Consider the following 21,671-nt stretch of genomic DNA (forward strand, 5'->3'; position numbering starts at 1 on the left):
GCCGGCGGGATCACCGCCGGCAGCGCCGCCTTACATGAACTTGTACTTCAGCTGGAAAGTGAAGGCGCGGCCACGCGGGTCGGCCACGCGGGGGTCCCAGCCGGCGCCCACCACTTCATCCACGTTGTGCGCGGTGAATGGGGGATCGCGGTCGAACAGGTTCTGGATGCCCACGGTGATGGTGGCATTCTTGAAGCCCGTGTACGTACCCGACAGGCTGTACGTGGTGTAGCTCGACACGTCGGGATTGAAGCCTGGCGGTGGCGTACCCTTGCCGTCATTCGGCACCTGGTCCTTGTAGCCGGAAGCAAAACTCTGCACCAGCAAGCCGCTCCAGTCGCCGCGCGAGACGCCAACGCTGGCGTTGTGTTTCCAGCGCAAGTACAAATCACGCGTATAGAAATTGCCAACCAGTTCCTTGTATTCTTGTCCCTTGTATTCGGCAAACTTGAAGCTGTCCATATACGTGCCATCCAGGGTGGCCGTCCATTTCACGTCCTGAACCTTGCCTTCGCCGCGCAAGCCCACGTCCAGGCCGCGCACGCGGCTGCCGCCCGCATTGAACCAGCCCGCTTGCACGTAATCGATGGTGCCATCGGATTTGCGGAAAATATACTGGTTCAGGGCCTGGTAATTGTCCAGCACGACTTTCGGCGTGCGCTTCAGGAGCTGGTCCTGGGTATTGATGGCCCAGTAATCGAGCGAGGCGGAGTAACCCTTCACAGGTTCGATGACGATGCCGACGCTGCCCTGCTTCGACGTCTCCGGCTTCAGGTTCAAGTTGCCGCCCGTCGTGTAACTAAGGCGGGGAATGGAACAGTATTCGGCCACGCCAGGATGCTTGGCGCAGCCTTCCGGGTCCTTCGCGCCATTTGGCAATTCCTGCGTCAGCACGCCCGAATACAGCTGGTCGAAACTCGGTGCCAGGAAGCCCTTGCTGGCCGAGGCGCGGAACAGCACGAAGTCGGCCGGCTGGTAGCGCAAGGCAATCTTCGGATTCGTCGTGGCCCCCACCTGGCTGTAATCGTCACGGCGCACGGCCAATTGCATTTCCAGGTCCTTCATGATGGGCACCAGCAACTCCGCATACACGGCCTTGACGTTGCGGCTGACATCCTTCAAGGCGGCATTTCCTGGCGCCAACAGAATCAGGTTGGCATCGACATCCTGCTCGAAGCTGTAGCCCTCGCGGCGCAAGTCAAAACCGGCCGCCATGGCCACGGCACCAGCCGGCAGCTGGAACAGCTCGCCCGAGACGGAACCGTCGATCTGCGTCAGGGTCGTCTTGCCGTGCTGGAAGGCGCCCCGGAACTTGGTCGACTCGATCAATTGCTTGGCCGCTTCCGTCTGGCCCTGGCCCGCGCCGACCCAGGGATTGATGATGCCTGTCGCCAAGGCCGCGTACAGCTTGTCCGTGTAGGAATAACCTTCCGTCAGCTTGGTCTTGGTCGTGCTCTGCGCATAGGAAACACCGGTCTTGTAATCCCATTTGCCGAAGTTGCCTTCAAAACCCAGCAGTACGCGGGCGTTATCGGTCGTATTTTCCTGCGTGCGGTTGCCCACGTCATTCGCGCGCCATTTGTAGGCAATCGGCTTGCTCTTGTCGAAAGACGGGATAAAGGCCGACAGATCCTGGTAATACGCGCCGCCCACGGGGTAGACGGCCTTGTTGTCGATGCTCGTCTGCACCTGCATCGGCGTCAAAATCGCCGTGGCCTTGGTGCGCGAACCGAGCGCTTCGACAAACATGCGGTGGTCGGGCGCCAGCTTGAACGTGCCGCGCGAGAGGAAATTGGCCCGCTCGACGGGGAATTGCAGCACATAGTCGGCGCCATAGTCGTAGGCGCACGAATACCTGGTGCGCAGCGGCGACGTCACGTCTTTCCACAGTGCCGTCTGATATTGCGACATGCCGGCGACGCTGTCGCACTTGCCCTGGAAGCTCAGCGGATTGGCTTGCAGGTATTTATTCGGGTCGCCCGGCAGCTGGAACGACGTACCCAGCGCCGTACCGGCGCCCGCCATCTGGTTGGCGAACGGCGTGCCCGTGGTATCGGGCGACAGGCCCCGGCCAGGCTGGTAGCCGTTGACGAAGGAGCGATCACGGCCATTGAGCTGCTGCGCTTTATCAACGGTCAAGCTGGCCATGAGGTTGTAGCCGTCCTCTTCCAGCGAACCCGTGCCGGCCAGGATGGCAGCGCGGCGCGTGGCGCCGCCGCCCGCTTGCGTGTCGTTGGTGGAAACGGAGGCTTCCACGCCGCTGTAATTAGTTTTCAGAATGAAATTGATCACGCCGCCGATGGCGTCCGTGCCGTAGATGGCCGAGGCGCCATCCTTGAGGATTTCCACGCGTGAAATCGCCCCCAGCGGTATCGAATTCAAGTCGACGGCACGGCCGCTGGCGCCATGCGTGGCCACGCGGCGGCCGTTCAAGAGCACCAGAGTCGCGCCCGGCCCCAGGCCGCGCAGCGAGGCGAACGAGGCGCCGCCAGCCAGGCGGTCCGCATCGGCGCCAAACACGTTATTGCCAGAAGTCATGTTCTCTGCGCCCGTGCCGTTGGCCGACAGGGTACGCACCAGTTGCTCGGCCGTCGTGATGCCCTGCTTTTCCATCTGCTCAAAGCTGATGACTTGCACCGGCAGCGCGCCTTCCTTGGCCACGCGCTTGATGCTGCTGCCCGTGACTTCTACCCGTTGCATCGCTGGCGCCGCTTCCTGTGCCACGACCGGCCCCACCACCCCTATCAATGCCACCAACTGCGCTAGCTTCTTCAATTTCACTGGTCTCTCCTTGTTGGGCAATCGAAACTTGAGTTCTCAAGTCCAGGCTGTTTTGTAAGGTCGCGGCGTCTGTCTCGCGGTACATTTTTTTATGACGCCAGCGCTTTACTTTATTTGTTTTCATTTTCAGAGTAGCGCGATGCAAGCAGGCCCAGCCAATGAAAAATGCTTTCCTAACCATAACTTTTTGGAATGAATGCCCTTTTCAGCGACGTGGTCACTTGCCTGCGGGGCGGCCCTTGGCGGGATCGACGTCCAGATAGCGCCAGGACGTGAATTCCACGGGGTGGCGCCTGTAGTTTTTTAGCCACGGTTGCTGCAGGTCGGCAGAGATGGGATGCGTCAGCAACACCCACGGCGTGTAAGCGTGGATCAGCTGAAACAGGTCGAAGTACAGACTGCGTCGGCGCGGCGTATCGGATAGCAGGCGCGCCTCCTCATAGCGTTTATTGTAATCGGGCAAGTTGAAGCGGGCATAGTTGGCGCGGCCGACGTTGCCGCCATACAACAATTGCATAAAGTTATCACCATCGGGAAAGTCGGCGATCCAGTTGGTCTCGAACATCTGCACCTTGCCCAGGCGCGACGCCTTGATGATCTCCGTCTTCTTGTCGCTTTTGAACTCCACGCGCAAGCCGATGGCGTTCAGGTTGCGCCGCCACAACTCATCGCGCAGCCGCCCCACCGTGCTCGGTTCCGTATGCATGGTGAGCAGCAAGGGCGTGCCGTCCGGCTGCGTGCGGAAACCGTCGTGCCCCGCCTTGTAGCCAAAGCGCTCCAGCAGGGCGCGCGCCAGCACGGGATCGTAGCCGACGGGGCTGCGGTAATCCTTGTCGTAACCGAGCACATTGGGCGGCAGCGGCGACTGCGCCGGCAAGGCCAGGCCTTTCTTTAATAAGGCGATGTCTTCGCGGCTGTTGTAGCTGAGGGCAATGGCACGGCGCAGGGCCAGCCTGTCCTTGCTCATGCCGCCCAGCACGGGATCGTCCATATTCATCCACATGTAATACGTCTGCAACACGGGAAAGCGCGTCAGCTGCAAGCCCTTGGCGGCCAGCGCCGGTTTCAGGGCGCCGTTTTCCAGCACCATGTCCGTCATCGATTCCGGCACTTGCTCCAGGTAATCGAATTCGCCTTTCAGGAAACCCAGCATGCGCGATTGATATTCCTCAACGATGCGCACCTCGATGCGCTCGACCAGCGGTAATGGCTTGCCTTCCAGCGCGCTGGCGATGGCGCGCGCATCGGGCGGCAAGGCGGCCAGCGCCTTGGCTTCCGTATGGAACACGGTGGCACGGAAAGTCGGATTGGCTTGCAGCACGATCTTGTCGCTGCGCTTCCACTCCCTCACCAGGAACGGCCCCGTGCCCACGGGGTGGTTGCCGATCTGCCCTGCCGCCGGGTACGCTTCAGCCACTTCGCGCGCCACCACGGCAGTGGCCGGCATGGCCAGGTAAAACAGGAAGTTCGGGTCGATGGCGTTCAGGCGGATGCGCAGGGTGTATTTGTCCAGCGCCTGCAGGCCGGCGATCGGCGTGTCGTAGCTGAATCTGGCTTTCAGGGCCGCATCGCCCACCAGCTTACCTTCCAGCAAGAACAGCCACGGCGACTTCAGGGCCGGGTCATACAGCCGCGTCAGGCTGTAGACATAATCCTGCGCCGTCACTTCGCGCGGCTGGCCCTTGAAGGCGGGATCGGGGGTGAAGAAAATACCGGGCTGCAAGTGAAAAGTGTACGTGCGGCCGCCATCTTCCACGGTCGGCAAGCCGCGCGCCGTGTTGCCCTGCAGCTGCACCGGGCGCGCCAGGTAGTCATAGCGCAGCAAGGGGTCAAAGATATTTTCCATCAAATTCAGGCTGGCCAGATCCGAGGCGACGGCCGGGTCCAGGCCCGTCTCGCTGGTGCTCAAAAACAGGTGCAGGGTCTTGTTCGCGCGGGCATCGGCGGCGGCATGCGCGGGCACAGTGAACAGCGTCAACAGGACCAGGCCGGCGGCGCAGGCGGTTTTGCGTAAAAACATCATCAGTGATCCAGTGCAGACAGGGTAAGGAACAGCGGTAAGCGACAGGCATCCCCCACACTACGCGGGCAAGCGACGGGGCGCCAATGAAAACAGGCTGCCAGCTTATAACTTTTTGGCATGCGATTGCTGCATTCTTTCATCAACTCGTATCGGGCTGCCTCTATACTTTGCTTGCAGCACCTTTCACCTCCCCGAATACAGAACTGATCGCATATGGCACTTAATTACATCTGGTCCGGCTTTTTCCTCGTTGGCTTCCTGGCCGCAGTGCTGCAGTGGCTGTTTCTCGGCGATACCGATATCTTCAAGCGCATCATTGACGGCACGTTTGAAACGGCGCGCATGGGCGTGATGGATATCGCCCTGCCGCTGGCGGGCGTGATGACCTTGTGGCTCGGCATCATGAACATCGGTGAAAAGGCGGGCATTGTCGGCTGGCTGGCGAAAGTCATCGCGCCCTTCTTTTCGCGCATCTTCCCGGAAATTCCGAAAGACCATCCGGCGACGGGCCACATGGTGATGAATTTCTCGGCCAACCTGCTGGGCCTGGACAATGCGGCCACGCCGTTTGGCCTGAAAGCCATGGAAAGCCTGCAAACCTTGAACCCGAACAAGGAAGAGGCGACGAATGCGCAAATCATGTTTTTGGTGCTGCACACCTCGGGCCTGACCCTGATTCCGCTGGCCATCATGGCGCAGCGCTCGATTCTCGGCGCGGCCGACCCGTCCGACATCTTTATCCCCTGCATGATCGCCACCTATGTCGCCACCATGGTCGGCATCATCACGGTCTCCATCAAGCAACGCATCAACCTGCTCAACCGGGTCGTGCTGGGCTGGATGGGCGGCATGACGAGCGCCATCGTCGCCATGATCTGGTACTTCACGCAATACCTGACAAAGCAGGAAATCGAGCTGGTCTCGAAAGTGGTCAGCAACCTGGTGTTGATCAGCGTCATCGCCATCTTCATCATCGGCGCCCTGCGCAAGAAGGTGAACGTGTACGACGCCTTCATCGAAGGGGCGAAGGGCGGCATCCAGACCTCGATTACCGTGATTCCCTACCTGGTCGGCATGCTGGTGGCCATCAGCGTGATCCGCAATGCGGGCGTATTCAATTTCATGATGAGCGGCATGAACTGGTTCTTCGCCAACCTGGGCATCAATACAGACTTCGTGCCGGCCCTGCCGACGGCCATGATGAAGCCGCTCAGCGGTTCCGGCTCGAAAGCCATGATGATCGACGCCATGAATACCTACGGCGTCGACTCGTTTGTCGGTCGCCTGGCCTGCGTGTTCCAGGGCTCGGCCGATACCACCTTCTATATCGTGGCCCTGTATTTCGGTTCCGTTGGCATCCGCAAGACGCGCTATGCGATCACGGCCGGCCTGATCGCCGATCTGGCGGGCGTGATCACGGCCGTGTTCGTCGCCTACGTCTTTTTCCATTAAGGAGCATCATGTTACGTCCTGTTCTGCTGGCTGCGCTGTTGGCGGGCCTTGGCCTGTCGACGGCGCAGGCGCAATTGCCCGAATCCGTCAGCCTGCTGCTGCGCAGCGCGAATATCCCCGAAGACGCCATGGGCGCCATCGTCTTGCGCGGCAACACCACCGTGCTGTCGCACGGGGCCGAGCGCAGCATGCAGCCGGCGTCCACCATGAAGCTGGTAACGACGGCCGTGGGCCTGGAACAATTGGGCCCCATCTTCCGCGGCCGCACGGAGCTGCGCACCAGCGCCGACGTCATCAATGGCGTGCTGAAGGGCGACCTGATCCTGCGCGGCGGCGCCGACACGGATTTCAATGCCGACGTGCTGGCCCACATGCTGCAAACCCTGCGCAACCAGGGCATCGTGAAAATCAAGGGCGACCTGATCCTCGACCGCCAGCTGTTCCAGCCGGCGCGGCCCGATATCGGCACGCCGCCGTTCGACGAGTCGGCCGAGTTCCGCTACAACGTCATTCCCGATGCCTTGTTATTGAATACCAATCTGATCGATATCAACATCAGCGCGACGGAGCGGCAATTGAGCTTCCAGATGCAGCCGGCGCTCGAGAATGTCAGCATCACGAGCGACATGAAGCTGGTCAAAGGCAGCTGTGCCAGGTGGGAAGATGGCTGGCGCCCGCCCGAATACCGGCGCGATGCCGGCGGCAAGCTGCAGGTGATACTGCACGGTACCTTCCCGCAAAATTGCAGCAAGGCTACCAGCATCAATGTGCTCGACCGCAACGATTATGCGGACCGTTTATTCCGCGCCACCTGGAAACGCCTCGGTGGCACGATCACGGGCACGGTGCGCGAAGCGCCGTTGACAGGCTTGCCGCCAACGGCCGAACCGGTAGGCACGCGCATGCTGGCCGACCACGTGGCGCGCGCCTTGCCGGAAGTCTTGCGCGATATCAACAAGACCTCCGACAACACCTTGGCCCGCACCCTGTTCCTCAGCCTGGGCAGCTTGCAAAGCGATGGCTGGCTGGGCAGCCGCCCCGTCGCCATGGCGGCGCCGGAAGATACGGCCACGCGCGCGCGGCTAGTCATCCAGGAATGGTTCCAGCGGCACCATATCGATACCCAGGGCATGCTGGTCGACAACGGCTCCGGCCTGTCGCGCACGGGACGCATTGCGCCAGCGCAAATGGCCGGCGTGCTGCAAGCGATGCAGCAAAGCCCATGGGCGCCCGAGTTCCAGTCCAGCCTGCCCATCGTGGCGCTGGACGGCACCATGCGCAAGCGCCTGTTGAACAGTCCGGCCGCCGCGCGCGCCCGCATCAAGACGGGAACATTAAAAAATGTGGTGGCCATCGCCGGCTACGTGCCTGACGCCAACAACCAGCTGTGCGTGGTGGTCGCCATGATCAATAGCGACCTGGTGGGCAACGGCAATGGCCGCGCCGCCGTCGACGCGCTGATCGAGTGGGTGGCCAGGAGCGGCGCCACGCCGGTGGTGGCTGGCCAATAAAAGGGAAGTCAAGTCAGAAAGGCAGCGCGCAGCGCTGCCTTTTTTTCGCCTGTGGCATAGGCAGCGGATCAACAGCCGGGGTCTGACCGTAGCTCGGCGCAGGTCGGTGCAGGCCAGCGCAGGCCGGCGTAGGTCAGGCGTAGGTCGGCTTAGCGCAGCGTAAGCCGACAGCAGCCACCACCGCACCCGACAAAAGCCCCAGACGAAAAAAAACCCCACCGGAGTCCGGCGGGGTTTTCTTCTACTGCGTATAACAAGCCTGACGATAACCTACTTTCACACTGGTTGCAGCACTATCATCGGCGCAAAGTTGTTTCACGGTCCTGTTCGGGATGGGAAGGGGTGGGACCAACTTGCTATGGTCATCAGGCATAACTTGTACCGGCATTTGTCCTCGGTGGAGCGACAAGGCCATGAATCTGGAAGAAGCAAAGATCAAGGGTAATGAATGATAGTATCAACACACACGCAACGTTGTACCGTCTTATCCTCTGTACCTGCTAAGGTTATAGGGACAAGCCGTACGGGCAATTAGTACTGGTTAGCTTAATGCATTACTGCACTTCCACACCCAGCCTATCAACGTCCTGGTCTCGAACGACCCTTCAAAGAGCTCAAGGCTCTGGGAAATCTCATCTCAAGGCAAGTTTCCCGCTTAGATGCTTTCAGCGGTTATCTCTTCCGAACTTAGCTACCCGGCAATGCCACTGGCGTGACAACCGGTACACCAGAGGTTCGTCCACTCCGGTCCTCTCGTACTAGGAGCAGCCCCCTTCAAATTTCCAACGCCCACGGCAGATAGGGACCAAACTGTCTCACGACGTTTTAAACCCAGCTCACGTACCACTTTAAATGGCGAACAGCCATACCCTTGGGACCGGCTACAGCCCCAGGATGTGATGAGCCGACATCGAGGTGCCAAACTCCCCCGTCGATATGAACTCTTGGGAGGAATCAGCCTGTTATCCCCAGAGTACCTTTTATCCGTTGAGCGATGGCCCTTCCATACAGAACCACCGGATCACTATGTCCTACTTTCGTACCTGCTCGACTTGTCAGTCTCGCAGTTAAGCACGCTTATGCCATTGCACTATCAACACGATGTCCGACCGTATCTAGCGTACCTTCGAACTCCTCCGTTACACTTTAGGAGGAGACCGCCCCAGTCAAACTGCCTACCATGCACTGTCCCCGATCCGGATAACGGACCAAGGTTAGAACCTCAAACAAACCAGGGTGGTATTTCAAGGTTGGCTCCACGAGAACTAGCGTCCCCGCTTCAAAGCCTCCCACCTATCCTACACAGATTGGTTCAAAGTCCAATGCAAAGCTACAGTAAAGGTTCATGGGGTCTTTCCGTCTAGCCGCGGGTAGATTGCATCATCACAAACATTTCAACTTCGCTGAGTCTCGGGAGGAGACAGTGTGGCCATCGTTACGCCATTCGTGCAGGTCGGAACTTACCCGACAAGGAATTTCGCTACCTTAGGACCGTTATAGTTACGGCCGCCGTTTACTGGGACTTCAATCAAGAGCTTGCACCCCATCATTTAATCTTCCAGCACCGGGCAGGCGTCACACCCTATACGTCCACTTTCGTGTTTGCAGAGTGCTGTGTTTTTATTAAACAGTCGCAGCCACCAGTTTATTGCAACCCTTTCACCCTCATGGAGTAAACCAATCAAGCTACCGGGGCGTACCTTTTCCCGAAGTTACGGTACCAATTTGCCGAGTTCCTTCTCCCGAGTTCTCTCAAGCGCCTTAGAATACTCATCTCGCCCACCTGTGTCGGTTTGCGGTACGGTCTCGTATGACTGAAGCTTAGAGGCTTTTCTTGGAACCACTTCCGATTGCTTCGTGAACAAGTTCACTCGTCCCATCCCCTTGAATTCCGCGCCCGGATTTGCCTAAGCGCCTTCTATGAGACAGAAACTGACTATTCCAACAGTCAGACAACCTTCCGCGATCCGTCCCCCCATCGCATCATACGACGGTGCAGGAATATTAACCTGCTTCCCATCAGCTACGCATCTCTGCCTCGCCTTAGGGGCCGACTCACCCTGCTCCGATGAACGTTGAACAGGAAACCTTGGGCTTACGGCGTGGAGGCTTTTCACCCCCATTATCGCTACTCATGTCAGCATTCGCACTTCTGATACCTCCAGCATCCTTTACAAGACACCTTCGCAGGCTTACAGAACGCTCTCCTACCATATATATTGCTATATATCCGCAGCTTCGGTGACTGGCTTAGCCCCGTTACATCTTCCGCGCAGGACGACTCGATCAGTGAGCTATTACGCTTTCTTTAAATGATGGCTGCTTCTAAGCCAACATCCTGACTGTTTTAGCCTTCCCACTTCGTTTTCCACTTAGCCAATCTTTGGGACCTTAGCTGGCGGTCTGGGTTGTTTCCCTCTTGACGCCGGACGTTAGCACCCGACGTCTGTCTCCCAAGCTCGCACTCATCGGTATTCGGAGTTTGCAATGGTTTGGTAAGTCGCAATGACCCCCTAGCCATAACAGTGCTCTACCCCCGATGGTGATACTTGAGGCACTACCTAAATAGTTTTCGGAGAGAACCAGCTATTTCCAAGTTTGTTTAGCCTTTCACCCCTACCCACAGCTCATCCCCTAATTTTTCAACATTAGTGGGTTCGGACCTCCAGGGCGTGTTACCGCACCTTCATCCTGGCCATGAGTAGATCACTTGGTTTCGGGTCTACACCCAGCGACTGATCGCCCTATTCGGACTCGATTTCTCTACGGCTTCCCTATGCGGTTAACCTTGCCACTGAATGTAAGTCGCTGACCCATTATACAAAAGGTACGCAGTCACGGAACAAGTCCGCTCCTACTGTTTGTATGCACACGGTTTCAGGATCTATTTCACTCCCCTTCCGGGGTTCTTTTCGCCTTTCCCTCACGGTACTGGTTCACTATCGGTCGATTACGAGTATTTAGCCTTGGAGGATGGTCCCCCCATATTCAGACAGGATGTCACGTGTCCCGCCCTACTTGTCGTACGCTTAGTACCACCGGTCCGATTTCACATACGGGGCTATCACCCGCTATGGCTCCTATTTCCAGAGGATTCTGTTATCGGTCCGACTATCACGTACAGGCTCTTCCCATTTCGCTCGCCGCTACTTTGGGAATCTCGGTTGATTTCTTTTCCTGCAGCTACTTAGATGTTTCAGTTCGCCGCGTTCGCCTTGCATACCTATGTATTCAGTATGCAATACCCTAAAAGGGTGGGTTGCCCCATTCGGAAATCTGCGGATCAAAGTGTGTTTGCTCACTCCCCGCAGCTTATCGCAAGCTACTACGTCCTTCATCGCCTGTAATCGCCAAGGCATCCACCATGTGCACTTATTCGCTTGTCCCTATAACGTTAGCCTCTGATCATCGAAATAATCAAAGAGCGCTACAGGGATAAGAAAGTACAACGTTGTTGCTTGTTTGTTGATACATACAATCATTACCCATCGATTCGCTTTTTACGGCAAACCGATCAATAAATAATCTTTACTTCTTCCAGATTGTTAAAGAACGAAACAGCTTTGATCGCTAAAAGATCAAACCTAAATTCAATCACCACTGTGATTAACTTACGTTTGCACTTTCAAAGTATTGGTGGAGGATGACGGGATCGAACCGACGACCCCCTGCTTGCAAAGCAGGTGCTCTCCCAGCTGAGCTAATCCCCCTGAGATTTTACTAATTAGCTGGTAGGGCTGGTTGGACTCGAACCAACGACCCCCGCGTTATCAACACGGTGCTCTAACCAGCTGAGCTACAGCCCCAACGCGGAACTACTACGACTACTGTTTCTTCTTAATTAAACAGCCGATAAGTGTGAACATTTGATGCGTGAACCGTTACCGGTTCGTGCAAACTCTAGAAAGGAGGTGATCCAGCCGCACCTTCCGATACGGCTACCTTGTTACGACTTCACCCCAGTCACGAATCCTACCGTGGTAAGCGCCCTCCTTGCGGTTAAGCTACCTACTTCTGGTAAAACCCGCTCCCATGGTGTGACGGGCGGTGTGTACAAGACCCGGGAACGTATTCACCGCGACATGCTGATCCGCGATTACTAGCGATTCCAACTTCATGCAGTCGAGTTGCAGACTACAATCCGGACTACGATACACTTTCTGCGATTAGCTCCCCCTCGCGGGTTGGCGGCGCTCTGTATGTACCATTGTATGACGTGTGAAGCCCTACCCATAAGGGCCATGAGGACTTGACGTCATCCCCACCTTCCTCCGGTTTGTCACCGGCAGTCTCATTAGAGTGCCCTTTCGTAGCAACTAATGACAAGGGTTGCGCTCGTTGCGGGACTTAACCCAACATCTCACGACACGAGCTGACGACAGCCATGCAGCACCTGTGTACTGGTTCTCTTTCGAGCACTCCCCAATCTCTCGGGGATTCCAGCCATGTCAAGGGTAGGTAAGGTTTTTCGCGTTGCATCGAATTAATCCACATCATCCACCGCTTGTGCGGGTCCCCGTCAATTCCTTTGAGTTTTAATCTTGCGACCGTACTCCCCAGGCGGTCTACTTCACGCGTTAGCTGCGTTACCAAGTCAATTAAGACCCGACAACTAGTAGACATCGTTTAGGGCGTGGACTACCAGGGTATCTAATCCTGTTTGCTCCCCACGCTTTCGTGCATGAGCGTCAATCTTGACCCAGGGGGCTGCCTTCGCCATCGGTGTTCCTCCACATATCTACGCATTTCACTGCTACACGTGGAATTCTACCCCCCTCTGCCAGATTCTAGCCTTGCAGTCTCCAATGCAATTCCCAGGTTGAGCCCGGGGATTTCACATCAGACTTACAAAACCGCCTGCGCACGCTTTACGCCCAGTAATTCCGATTAACGCTTGCACCCTACGTATTACCGCGGCTGCTGGCACGTAGTTAGCCGGTGCTTATTCTTCAGGTACCGTCATTAGCAGGAGATATTAGCTCCCACCGTTTCTTCCCTGACAAAAGAGCTTTACAACCCGAAGGCCTTCTTCACTCACGCGGCATTGCTGGATCAGGCTTGCGCCCATTGTCCAAAATTCCCCACTGCTGCCTCCCGTAGGAGTCTGGACCGTGTCTCAGTTCCAGTGTGGCTGGTCGTCCTCTCAGACCAGCTACTGATCGATGCCTTGGTAGGCTTTTACCCTACCAACTAGCTAATCAGATATCGGCCGCTCCACGAGCATGAGGTCTTGCGATCCCCCACTTTCATCCTTAGATCGTATGCGGTATTAGCGTAACTTTCGCTACGTTATCCCCCACTCCAGGGTACGTTCCGATATATTACTCACCCGTTCGCCACTCGCCACCAGAGCAAGCTCCGTGCTGCCGTTCGACTTGCATGTGTAAGGCATGCCGCCAGCGTTCAATCTGAGCCAGGATCAAACTCTTCAGTTTAATCTCTGTTACTTTGCCATTTTATTGGCACCGTCTTGCGACGGGTCGCTCACTTCAAAAACAACTGACAGGCCACTACTTGCGTAGCGTCCTATTTCATTTATTTATTCGTGAACATTTGATATTTTAAGTTAGACGCCAATCCGAAGATCGGCGCTGCACTTGCATCAAATGCCCACACTTATCGACTGTTAATTGTTAAAGAACTGTATTCGGTTACTGCTTTCGCGCTATCGACAAAGCGTTGTGTTTGTCAGCTGCGAAGAAGGAAGAGTATGAAGCGTTTCGGCTAATTCGTCAACCTTCTTTTTTACTACCCTCACCGTTTCCAGTGATCCCATTGTTTCGCAAACTGCTGCGTCTCATTGGGGAGGCGAACTATAGCAAAGCGCCCCGGCGGAAGCAAGGGTTTCTCCCCCAATACATGCAATCATTTTCAATTCTCCGGCAATAGTTAATATAAAAGTCAGCTTTCAAATGTGCGACGGCCCATTCATGGTTAAATACATTACCCTGACCATTTGACAATTTACCTGTAGGTTCACTTCGTGCTCCTGAATACCGATCAAATTCTTTCCCTGGCACCCGATGCCAGCTCCGCCAAGGCAGGTAGCCAACTGGCCTCTCCCGCCAAATGGGATAAGCTGGGTCGCTCGGAGACCGCCACCTGGGGCGAATGCAAGGGTAGCGGCAAGGATCCCTACCGCACCCAGATCGACCTGGGCGAGCCCGCCTTCAAATGCTCCTGCCCCAGCCGTAAATTTCCGTGCAAGCATGGACTTGCCTTGTATCTGCTCCTGGCGCAAGACAGCGCCTTGTTCGCGGCGACGGAAGCGCCCGCATGGGTAGGCGATTGGCTGCGCGACCGCCAGCAACGGGCGGACAAAAAACGTTCTGGCGCATCGGAACAGCCGGCCGCGCAAACTGAGGAGCAAGCCGCTACCAGCGCCGTCACCGACCGGAAGCGCGCGGAAAAACGCGAAAACAAGGTGGCCGGCGGCCTGGCCGCACTGCAGACCTGGTTGCATGACCTGGAACGCGAGGGCCTGGCCACCGTGCGCGACCGTGGCCCCGCATACTGGGAAGCCATGGCCGCCCGCCTGGTCGATGCGCAGGCCGCTGGCCTGGCCGGCCGCATCCGGCGCGCCGGCAAGCTGTGCTTTCAAAGCGGCGTGCAAGACTGGAGCCAGCAACTGGGCCGGGAACTGGCCGCTCTATATATGCTCGGCGATGCCTACGCCAGGCTGGAAACGCTCTCGCCCGGCCTGCAACACGATGTGCGGACCCACATCGGCTGGACCACCAGCAGCGACGATGTGCTGGCCCTGGCCGGCGTCACCGATTGCTGGCAAGTACTTTCCCAGCAGCACAGCGAGGAAGACCGCATACGCACGCGCGCCACGTGGCTGCGCGGCGCACGCAGCGGCCGCTGGGCACTGCTGCTGCATTTTGCTGCCGGTCCGCAGGGCTTCGAACAGGCGATCAGCGTCGGCACGCAATTTGAAGGCGAACTCTGCTTCTATCCCGGCGCCTGTCCGCTGCGCGCGCTGATCCGCGAACCAGGCACGACGCTGCCGCTATCGACGTTCCCGACCGAGCAGCCATCCTTCCTGGCCGCAATGGAGTCCTATGCCGACGCGCTGGCGGCGCAGCCGTTCCTCGAGCGCTATCCGCTGGCCTTGTCCGGCATGACGGCGCACATGGAAGACGCCGGCTTGCTGCTGCGCTGTCCCGATGGACGGCCGCTGCCCGTGAGCGCATCGTTCCGCCATGCCTGGCACTTGCTGGCAATCAGCGGCGGCCACCCCGTCACCTTGACGGGCGAATGGGATGGTCGCGCCTTCGCGCCCTGGAGCGTGTGGGCCGACGGCCGCCTGTACAACTTTGAAAGCGATTTTTGCGCATGAGCAAACTCGACGCCGCCCTGCAGATGGGCAGTTCCCGGGCCAAGATTGCCTTCGAAGCAGAATTGCCGGAAGACTTGCGCCCCCTGCTTGCGGACTCTGCCGACGAAGGCAGACTCTGGCGCGCCATCGGCGCACTCGAACTGTGGACGCGGGCCGGCTACCTCCCGCCCGCTGCCGTGTCAGCCACAGCGATTTCCAATACCGATACGCAAGAAGATGCGTTGCGGGCTTGCCCGCCCCGTGCGGAAGCCATGTTGGCGCATCTGCTGCGGGACAGCCATCCGCCATTGCGTGGCGAATGGCTGCGCCTTGCCGCTTTGCACCACTGCCGCATTCCGGCCCGCCTGCTGCCCAGGATGCTGGAAGCGGGCAGCAGCCAGCAGGCGCTACGGCCTGCCATCGTGACCGTGCTGGGTGCGCGCGGCCACTGGCTGGCCCGGCAACATGCGCAATGGACGTGGGCGAGCAGCACGCCTGGCAAGGACGATGGCGACATCGCGGCGCAGTGGGAGGCGGGCACGCTCGCACAACGCATGCTGGCCTTGCGCCAGTTGCGGGCACGCGATCCCGCCGCGGCCTTGCAGTGCCTGCAGGCAAGCTGGAGCCAGGAATCGCCCGAAGACCGCGCGCTGCTCCTGCCCTGTTTGAGCGTCTCGCTGAGCCTGGCCGATGAAGCTTTCCTGGAGGCGGCGCTGGACGACCGCCGCAAGGAAGTCAGGCTGCAGGCGCAACAGCTGCTACGCACCTTGCCCGGCTGCGCGCTGCAACAGCGCATGCTGGAACGGCTGGCGCCATTGCTCCATCTGCAACGGCGCACACTGTTTCCTGACAGCCTAGACGTCGCGCTGCCCGCCGCCAGCGACAAAGCCATGCTGCGCGATGGCATCGGCGCGCAAGGCTGGCCGCAACTGGGCGAGAAAGCAGGCTGGCTGGCCGACATGCTGGCATCGCTGTCGCCGCTGCACTGGAGTGAACTGTTTGACAAGTCTCCCGCACAGTGCCTGAAGTTGGCGCTCAGCAACGAGTTCCACGGCGCCCTGGTGCTGGGATGGAGCAGCGCCCTGCTGCGGCACATGCACGCCGGAACGACCACGCCGGCCGCAGCCGCGGCACTGGGCGACTGGCTGCAGGCGCTGACCTTGCTCTGGCTGGCGACGGATGGCGTGCGCGTCCACTATGCGCGCGATTTTTTCTCCGCCTATGGCGCATTGCCCGCCGCCGACGCGCATTCCCGGCTTGCTCAGCTGGTCGACGCCTGCGGCCCCACGTGGGGCGACCAGCAATTGCCACTGTTGGGCGTGCTGGCCGACGCCGCGCGCGCCTCGCCCGCGCCCTGGCCGGCCACCCTGTCGCTGGCCGTGATGCAGCGCCTGCGCACCGGCCTGCCTGCATTTTCAGTACCTGCCTGGCACTTCAAGCCGACGCTCGAAGCATTTGCGCAAGTACTCGATCCGGCCGCCATGGCTGCCTGCGAAGCCGGCTGGCCGACCGGATCGCCGGCCTGGGCCAGCTGGCAGGCGCCCGTCGACGACATGTTCAGCGTGATCCGTTTCAGGCATGCCTTATCCCTTTCTTTTCAGGAGCAAATTTGATGTCCAGCATTACCAACATTCTTCGCCAGCATGCTGAAAACCAGTTCGCCACGGAACTGGAAGCCTTGATCGCCGCCGACACCCGGCAGCGCCCGCCGCGCTGGAAGATGTCGCCATGGGCAGTCTCCAAGTATTTGCTGGGCGGCAAGCTCGACAACGGCGTCGAGATCACGCCCAAGTACATCGGCAATGCGCGCGTGATCGAAATCGCCGTTGCCACCCTGGCCACGGACCGCGCCCTGCTGCTGCTGGGCGTGCCGGGCACGGCCAAGTCCTGGGTCTCGGAACACCTGGCCGCCGCCATCAGCGGCGACTCGACCATGATCGTGCAGGGTACGGCCGGCACCAGCGAAGAGGCACTGCGTTATGGCTGGAATTACGCGCAGCTGCTGGCGAAGGGGCCATCGCTCGATGCGGTCGTGCCCAGCCCGCTCATGCGCGCCATGCGCGAAGGAAAAATTGCCCGGATCGAAGAACTCACGCGCATCCCCGGCGAAGTGCAAGACAGCCTGATTACCATCCTGTCGGAAAAAATGCTGCCGATCGCCGAGCTCGATGAAGAAGTGCTGGCGCAAAAAGGCTTCAATGTGATCGCCACCGCGAATGACCGCGACCGTGGCGTGAATGAATTGTCGAGCGCACTGAAACGCCGCTTCAACACCGTCGTGCTGCCGTCACCCCGTACGGCCGATGAAGAAGTGCGTATCGTGGAAACGCGCGTTGCCAGCCTGGGGCGCGCCCTGGAATTGCCCGGCGAAGCACCGGCACTGGAAGAAATACGCCGCATCGTGACCGTCTTCCGCGAATTGCGCGAAGGCGTGACGGCCGATGGCAAGACCAAGCTGAAAGGTTCCAGTGCCAGCATGAGCACGGCGGAAGCGATTTCCGTGATCACGCACGGCATGTCGCTGGCGGCCCATTTTGGCGATGGCGTGCTGCGCGGCGCCGACCTGGCGGCCGGCATGGTGGGCGCCATCGTCAAGGACCCGGTGCAGGACCGCATCGTCATGCTGGAATACCTGGAAACCGTGGTCAAGGAGCGCGATGGCTGGAAAGACCTGTATCGCGCTTGCCGCGACGTCATGAATTAAATCCGGACAGGCAACGATGAGCATTCACCTTTTCGGCATCCGCCACCATGGTCCCGGCTGCGCGCGCAGCCTGGTCCGGGCGCTGGAAGCCTTGCAGCCGGACTGCATCCTGATCGAGGGACCGCCCGAAGCGGACGAGCTGATACGCTACGCGGGCGACGCGGACCTGTGCCCGCCCGTGGCGCTGCTCGTGTATGCACCGGCCGAGCCGCGGCGCGCCGTCATGTATCCGTTTGCGGAATTCTCGCCGGAATGGCAAGCCATGCGCTTTGCCCAGGCGCATGGCACCCCCGTGCGCTTTTGCGACCTGCCGCAAGCGCATCGCCTGGCCGGGACCGCGGACGGGAAAGACGTCGAAGCCGACACGCCCGCAAGCGACGAGGACATGCATGCGGACCCGCTGCGCTGGCTGGCCAGTGCCGCCGGCTTTGGCGACACCGAAACCTGGTGGGACCACCTGGTCGAGCAGCGCGGCGACAGCCTGGACTTGTTTGCGGCCATTGCCGAGATGATGGACGTGGTGCGCGGCGAAATCGCACTGCCGCCGAATACGCTGGAAAGCCGGCGCGAAGCCTATATGCGCAGCATGATACGCCAGGCGGAAAAACAGGGACACCAGCGCATTGCCGTCGTGTGCGGCGCCTATCACGTTCCCGCGCTCAAGCAGATGCCCAGCGCCAAGAGCGATGCGGAACTGCTCAAGGGTTTGCCAAAAATCAAACTGGCAGCCACCTGGACGCCGTGGAGCTATGGCCGGCTGACGTTTCGCAGCGGCTATGGCGCCGGGGTCGAAGCGCCAGGCTGGTATCACCATCTGTGGCAACGGCCTGAGCAGGCGGGACTGTACTGGTTGACCGATGTCGCCACGCTGTTGCGCAAGCATGATCTCGATGCGTCGCCGGCCCACACCATCGAAGCCTTGCGCCTCGCCGATACGCTGGCCGCCATGCGCGAGCGTTCGCGTGCGGGCCTGGGCGAACTGCAGGACGCCGTGCGCTCCGTCTATTGCTACGACAGCGAACTGCCGCTGCGCCTGATCGCCTCGGCGCTGCTGATCAACGAACGCCTGGGCCAGGTGCCGGCCAGCGTGCCAACCCTGCCCCTGGTGCAGGATGTGCAGGCGCTGCAGAAGCGCTTGCGCCTGCCGGTGCGCGCCGATGCGAGCGAACTCGCCCTGGATCTGCGTGAAACGGCGCACCTGGAAAAGAGCGTCTTGCTGCACCGCCTGGCCTTGCTGGACATCGGCTGGGGCCGTCGCCTGGGCGTACATGGGAAAAGCGGCACCTTCCACGAACTGTGGCAGCTGGCGTGGGAACCGGAATTTGCCGTCAAGCTGATCGAAGCAAGCCTGTGGGGCAGTACGGTGGCCGATGCCGCCACCGCATGCGCACTCAGCCGCGCGGCCAGCGCCGAGACCTTGCCGCAACTGACAGCGCTGGTGGAAGCGATCCTGCTGGCCGATTTACAAGGCGCCATCGATGGCGTCATGCGGCGCATGCAGGAAGTGAGCGCGACGACGCCGGACCTCGGCTATATGCTGGCGGCCCTGCCGCCACTGGTCAACGTCATGCGCTACGGCAGCGTGCGCGGCAGCGATACCCGTGCCCTGTCCAGCATACTCGACGGCCTGGTCATGCGCGCCTGCATCGCCCTGCCTGCCGGCGTGCGCGCCCTGGCAGACGAAGCGGCAGCAGCGCTCATGCAGACGCTGGTCGGCGCCGACCAGGCCATTCGCCTGGCGCAACGGGCCGATTACCAGGCGAGCTGGTTCACGGCGCTGGAACAGGCGGCCTTGCACGACGCCACGCACGCACTGCTGGCCGGGCGCTGCACGCGCGCCCTCAACGAACAAGGCCACTGGAGCATGGAGCGGACGGCAAGCGAACTGGCCTTGCGCTGCTCCCATGCGCTGCCGCCCTTGAGCAGCGCCCATTGGCTGGAAGGCTTTTTGCATGGCAGCGGCACTTTATTGATACACAATGACGAATTGTGGCGCCTGATCGATGCCTGGCTGGCCGGCTTACCGGCCGATACCTTCATCGAACTGCTGCCCTTGCTGCGCCGCACTTTCGGCGGCTTTGCCGCACCCGAGAAGCGCCAGTTATCGGAACGCGCCAGCCAGGGCGGTGGCACGCAGGTTTCGCTATCGACGAGCATGCCACTGGACGAAACACGGGCGCGGCGCATCTTGCCCACCTTACGATTATTGCTGGATTCCACGCCGGCGCAGGAGCATGCATGAACGATGCAATCAAGACCGGTGAAGCCGCGCGCCGCTGGCGCATGGTATTAGGCAAGACAGATCAACAGGACGAAATCGCCTTGAGCCAGGCCGACCTGGCCATGGACCGCACGCTGGAATCCGTCTACGGCCAGGGAGCGGCGGGTGGACGCGGCGGAAACTTGTCGGCCTCGGCCCCGAATGTGGCGCGCTGGCTCGGCGACATCCGCCAGTATTTCCCCTCCTCCGTCGTGCAAGTCATGCAGAAAGATGCGCTCGAACGCCTGGGCTTGCAGCAAATGCTGCTGGAACCGGAAATGCTGCAAGCGGTGGAAGCGGACGTGCATCTGGTCGCCACCCTGCTCAGCCTGAACCGCATCATGCCAAACAAGACCAAGGCCACGGCGCGGCAAGTGGTCAGCCGGGTCGTGCAAGAACTGGAACGCAAACTGGCCGCGCCGCTGCGCCAGGCCGTGACGGGTAGCCTGAGCCGTGCCGTACGCAATATGCGGCCGCGCCACAATGAAATCGACTGGCTGCGCACGATACGTGCCAATCTGAAGCATTACCAGCCGGAATATCGGACGATCATACCGGCTACCCGCATCGGCTTCGGTCGCAAGGGACAATCGCTGCGCGATATCGTGCTGTGTATCGATCAGAGCGGCTCGATGGCACCATCCGTAGTATATGCCAGTGTATTTGCCGCGGTATTGGCCAGCATCAAAGCTGTCTCCACGTCGGTGGTGGTGTTCGATACGGCGGTGGTCGACCTGACACCATTGCTGGCCGATCCCGTTGACGTGCTGTTCGGCACGCAGTTGGGCGGCGGCACGGATATCAATCGTGCGCTCGCGTATTGCCAGGGTTTGCTGACGCGTCCGCAAGAGACGATTTTTGTGCTGATCAGCGATCTGTATGAAGGAGGCAATAACAAGGAAATGCTGGCGCGGGCAGCCAGTTTGCTGGCCAGCGGCGTGCAAGTCATCGTCTTGCTGGCCCTGGATGACAATGGCGCACCCTCGTATGACCATCACAACGCGGCCCGGCTCGCAGCCATGGGCGCGCCCTGCTTCGCCTGCACTCCCGATCTGTTTCCTGATCTCATGGCCTCGGCCATCAAGCGCAACGATATGACACAATGGGCTGCCCAGGCAGGCATTAACGTTATCGGCGGCACCGAATAGCTGCTGCTGGCAGAGGACAGAAAGGCAGCGCGCAGCGCTGCCTTTTTTTCGCCTGTGGCATGGGCAGCGGATCAACGGCCGGGGTCTGACCGTAGCTCGGCGCAGGCCAGCGCAGGCCAGCGCAGGCCGGCGTAGGTCGGCGTAGGTCGGCTTAGCGCAGCGTAAGCCGACAGCAGCCACCGCCGCGCCCCACAAAACCGCCGGACGAAAAAAAACCCCACCGGAGTCCGGTGGGGTTTTCTTCTACTGCGTATAACAAGCCTGACGATAACCTACTTTCACACTGGTTGCAGCACTATCATCGGCGCAAAGTTGTTTCACGGTCCTGTTCGGGATGGGAAGGGGTGGGACCAACTTGCTATGGTCATCAGGCATAACTTGTACTGGCATTTGTCCTCAGTGGAGCGACAAGGCCATGAATCTGGAAGAAGCAAAGATTGGGGTAATGAATGGTATCAACACACACGCAAC

9 protein-coding genes, 2 tRNA genes and 4 rRNA genes are annotated in these 21,671 nt (G+C 59.7%); 7 read left to right on the top strand and 8 right to left on the bottom strand.

What is annotated here, in order from left to right; genetic code table 11:
* Window positions 1–30: 30 nt before the first annotated feature.
* Window positions 31–2,781, bottom strand: coding sequence for a TonB-dependent receptor (locus AC3RCJ_RS00995; RefSeq protein WP_492964204.1), 2,751 nt, complete (start codon window positions 2,779–2,781; stop codon window positions 31–33).
* A 217-nt stretch (window positions 2,782–2,998) separates the two neighbouring features.
* On the bottom strand, window positions 2,999–4,804 hold the full coding sequence (locus AC3RCJ_RS01000) for an ABC transporter substrate-binding protein (protein WP_492964203.1): 1,806 nt from the start codon (window positions 4,802–4,804) through the stop codon (window positions 2,999–3,001).
* A gap of 213 nt (window positions 4,805–5,017) precedes the next feature.
* Here AC3RCJ_RS01000 and AC3RCJ_RS01005 point away from each other — a divergent pair, with 213 nt between their 5' ends.
* Window positions 5,018–6,256, top strand: a complete 1,239-nt coding sequence (locus AC3RCJ_RS01005; RefSeq protein WP_492964202.1) for a nucleoside recognition domain-containing protein — start codon at window positions 5,018–5,020, stop codon at window positions 6,254–6,256.
* An 8-nt stretch (window positions 6,257–6,264) separates the two neighbouring features.
* Window positions 6,265–7,767: a D-alanyl-D-alanine carboxypeptidase/D-alanyl-D-alanine endopeptidase gene (gene dacB, locus AC3RCJ_RS01010; RefSeq protein ID WP_492964201.1), complete on the top strand. Its 1,503-nt coding sequence runs from the start codon at window positions 6,265–6,267 to the stop codon at window positions 7,765–7,767.
* 257 nt (window positions 7,768–8,024) lie between these two features.
* On the opposite strand, the gene rrf (AC3RCJ_RS01015) is transcribed toward dacB, so the two are convergent.
* The 5 genes from rrf (AC3RCJ_RS01015) to AC3RCJ_RS01035 all read right to left on the bottom strand — a co-directional run bounded on the left by rrf (AC3RCJ_RS01015) (window position 8,025) and on the right by AC3RCJ_RS01035 (window position 13,202).
* Window positions 8,025–8,137 (bottom strand): 5S ribosomal RNA (rrf, locus tag AC3RCJ_RS01015).
* Between the two features lie 140 nt (window positions 8,138–8,277).
* Window positions 8,278–11,153 (bottom strand): 23S ribosomal RNA (locus AC3RCJ_RS01020).
* Window positions 11,154–11,401: 248 nt separating this feature from the next.
* A tRNA-Ala gene (locus AC3RCJ_RS01025) sits at window positions 11,402–11,477 on the bottom strand.
* 19 nt (window positions 11,478–11,496) lie between these two features.
* A tRNA-Ile gene (locus AC3RCJ_RS01030) sits at window positions 11,497–11,573 on the bottom strand.
* 98 nt (window positions 11,574–11,671) lie between these two features.
* A 16S ribosomal RNA gene (locus AC3RCJ_RS01035) occupies window positions 11,672–13,202 on the bottom strand.
* Together the 16S, 23S and 5S rRNA genes with 2 tRNA genes alongside form the textbook arrangement of a ribosomal RNA operon.
* A gap of 548 nt (window positions 13,203–13,750) precedes the next feature.
* Here AC3RCJ_RS01035 and AC3RCJ_RS01040 point away from each other — a divergent pair.
* Genes AC3RCJ_RS01040 through AC3RCJ_RS01060 form a run of 5 tightly spaced genes read left to right on the top strand, consistent with a single transcriptional unit; the run spans window position 13,751 to window position 21,200 of the window.
* Window positions 13,751–15,109: an SWIM zinc finger family protein gene (locus AC3RCJ_RS01040; RefSeq protein WP_492965104.1), complete on the top strand. Its 1,359-nt coding sequence runs from the start codon at window positions 13,751–13,753 to the stop codon at window positions 15,107–15,109.
* The gene (locus tag AC3RCJ_RS01045; protein ID WP_492965105.1) at window positions 15,106–16,701 is read left to right on the top strand and encodes a DUF5691 domain-containing protein; all 1,596 of its coding nucleotides are present in this window, start codon (window positions 15,106–15,108) and stop codon (window positions 16,699–16,701) included. Before AC3RCJ_RS01040 ends, AC3RCJ_RS01045 begins: the two co-directional genes overlap by 4 nt.
* Window positions 16,702–16,709: 8 nt before the next feature.
* On the top strand, window positions 16,710–17,792 hold the full coding sequence (locus AC3RCJ_RS01050; RefSeq protein ID WP_492965108.1) for an ATP-binding protein: 1,083 nt from the start codon (window positions 16,710–16,712) through the stop codon (window positions 17,790–17,792).
* Window positions 17,793–17,808: 16 nt separating this feature from the next.
* Window positions 17,809–20,034, top strand: a complete 2,226-nt coding sequence (locus tag AC3RCJ_RS01055) for a DUF5682 family protein (RefSeq protein WP_492965106.1) — start codon at window positions 17,809–17,811, stop codon at window positions 20,032–20,034.
* Window positions 20,031–21,200: a VWA domain-containing protein gene (locus AC3RCJ_RS01060; RefSeq protein WP_492965107.1), complete on the top strand. Its 1,170-nt coding sequence runs from the start codon at window positions 20,031–20,033 to the stop codon at window positions 21,198–21,200. The genes AC3RCJ_RS01055 and AC3RCJ_RS01060 overlap by 4 nt, the downstream gene beginning before the upstream one ends.
* 259 nt (window positions 21,201–21,459) lie before the next feature.
* Here the strand turns inward: AC3RCJ_RS01060 and rrf (AC3RCJ_RS01065) are convergent.
* A 5S ribosomal RNA gene (gene rrf / locus AC3RCJ_RS01065) occupies window positions 21,460–21,572 on the bottom strand.
* Between the last annotated feature and the right edge of the window lie 99 nt (window positions 21,573–21,671).

The sequence above is a fragment of the Janthinobacterium sp. GW822-FHT07H11 genome, from assembly GCF_058798615.1.

Coding starts and splice junctions, on each gene's coding strand:
- AC3RCJ_RS01000 (WP_492964203.1), bottom strand. CDS start 4,804: ATGATGTTTTTACGCAAAACCGCCTGCGCCGCCGGCCTGGTCCTGTTG.
- AC3RCJ_RS01005 (WP_492964202.1), top strand. CDS start 5,018: ATGGCACTTAATTACATCTGGTCCGGCTTTTTCCTCGTTGGCTTCCTG.
- dacB (WP_492964201.1), top strand. CDS start 6,265: ATGTTACGTCCTGTTCTGCTGGCTGCGCTGTTGGCGGGCCTTGGCCTG.
- AC3RCJ_RS01045 (WP_492965105.1), top strand. CDS start 15,106: ATGAGCAAACTCGACGCCGCCCTGCAGATGGGCAGTTCCCGGGCCAAG.
- AC3RCJ_RS01055 (WP_492965106.1), top strand. CDS start 17,809: ATGAGCATTCACCTTTTCGGCATCCGCCACCATGGTCCCGGCTGCGCG.
- AC3RCJ_RS01060 (WP_492965107.1), top strand. CDS start 20,031: ATGAACGATGCAATCAAGACCGGTGAAGCCGCGCGCCGCTGGCGCATG.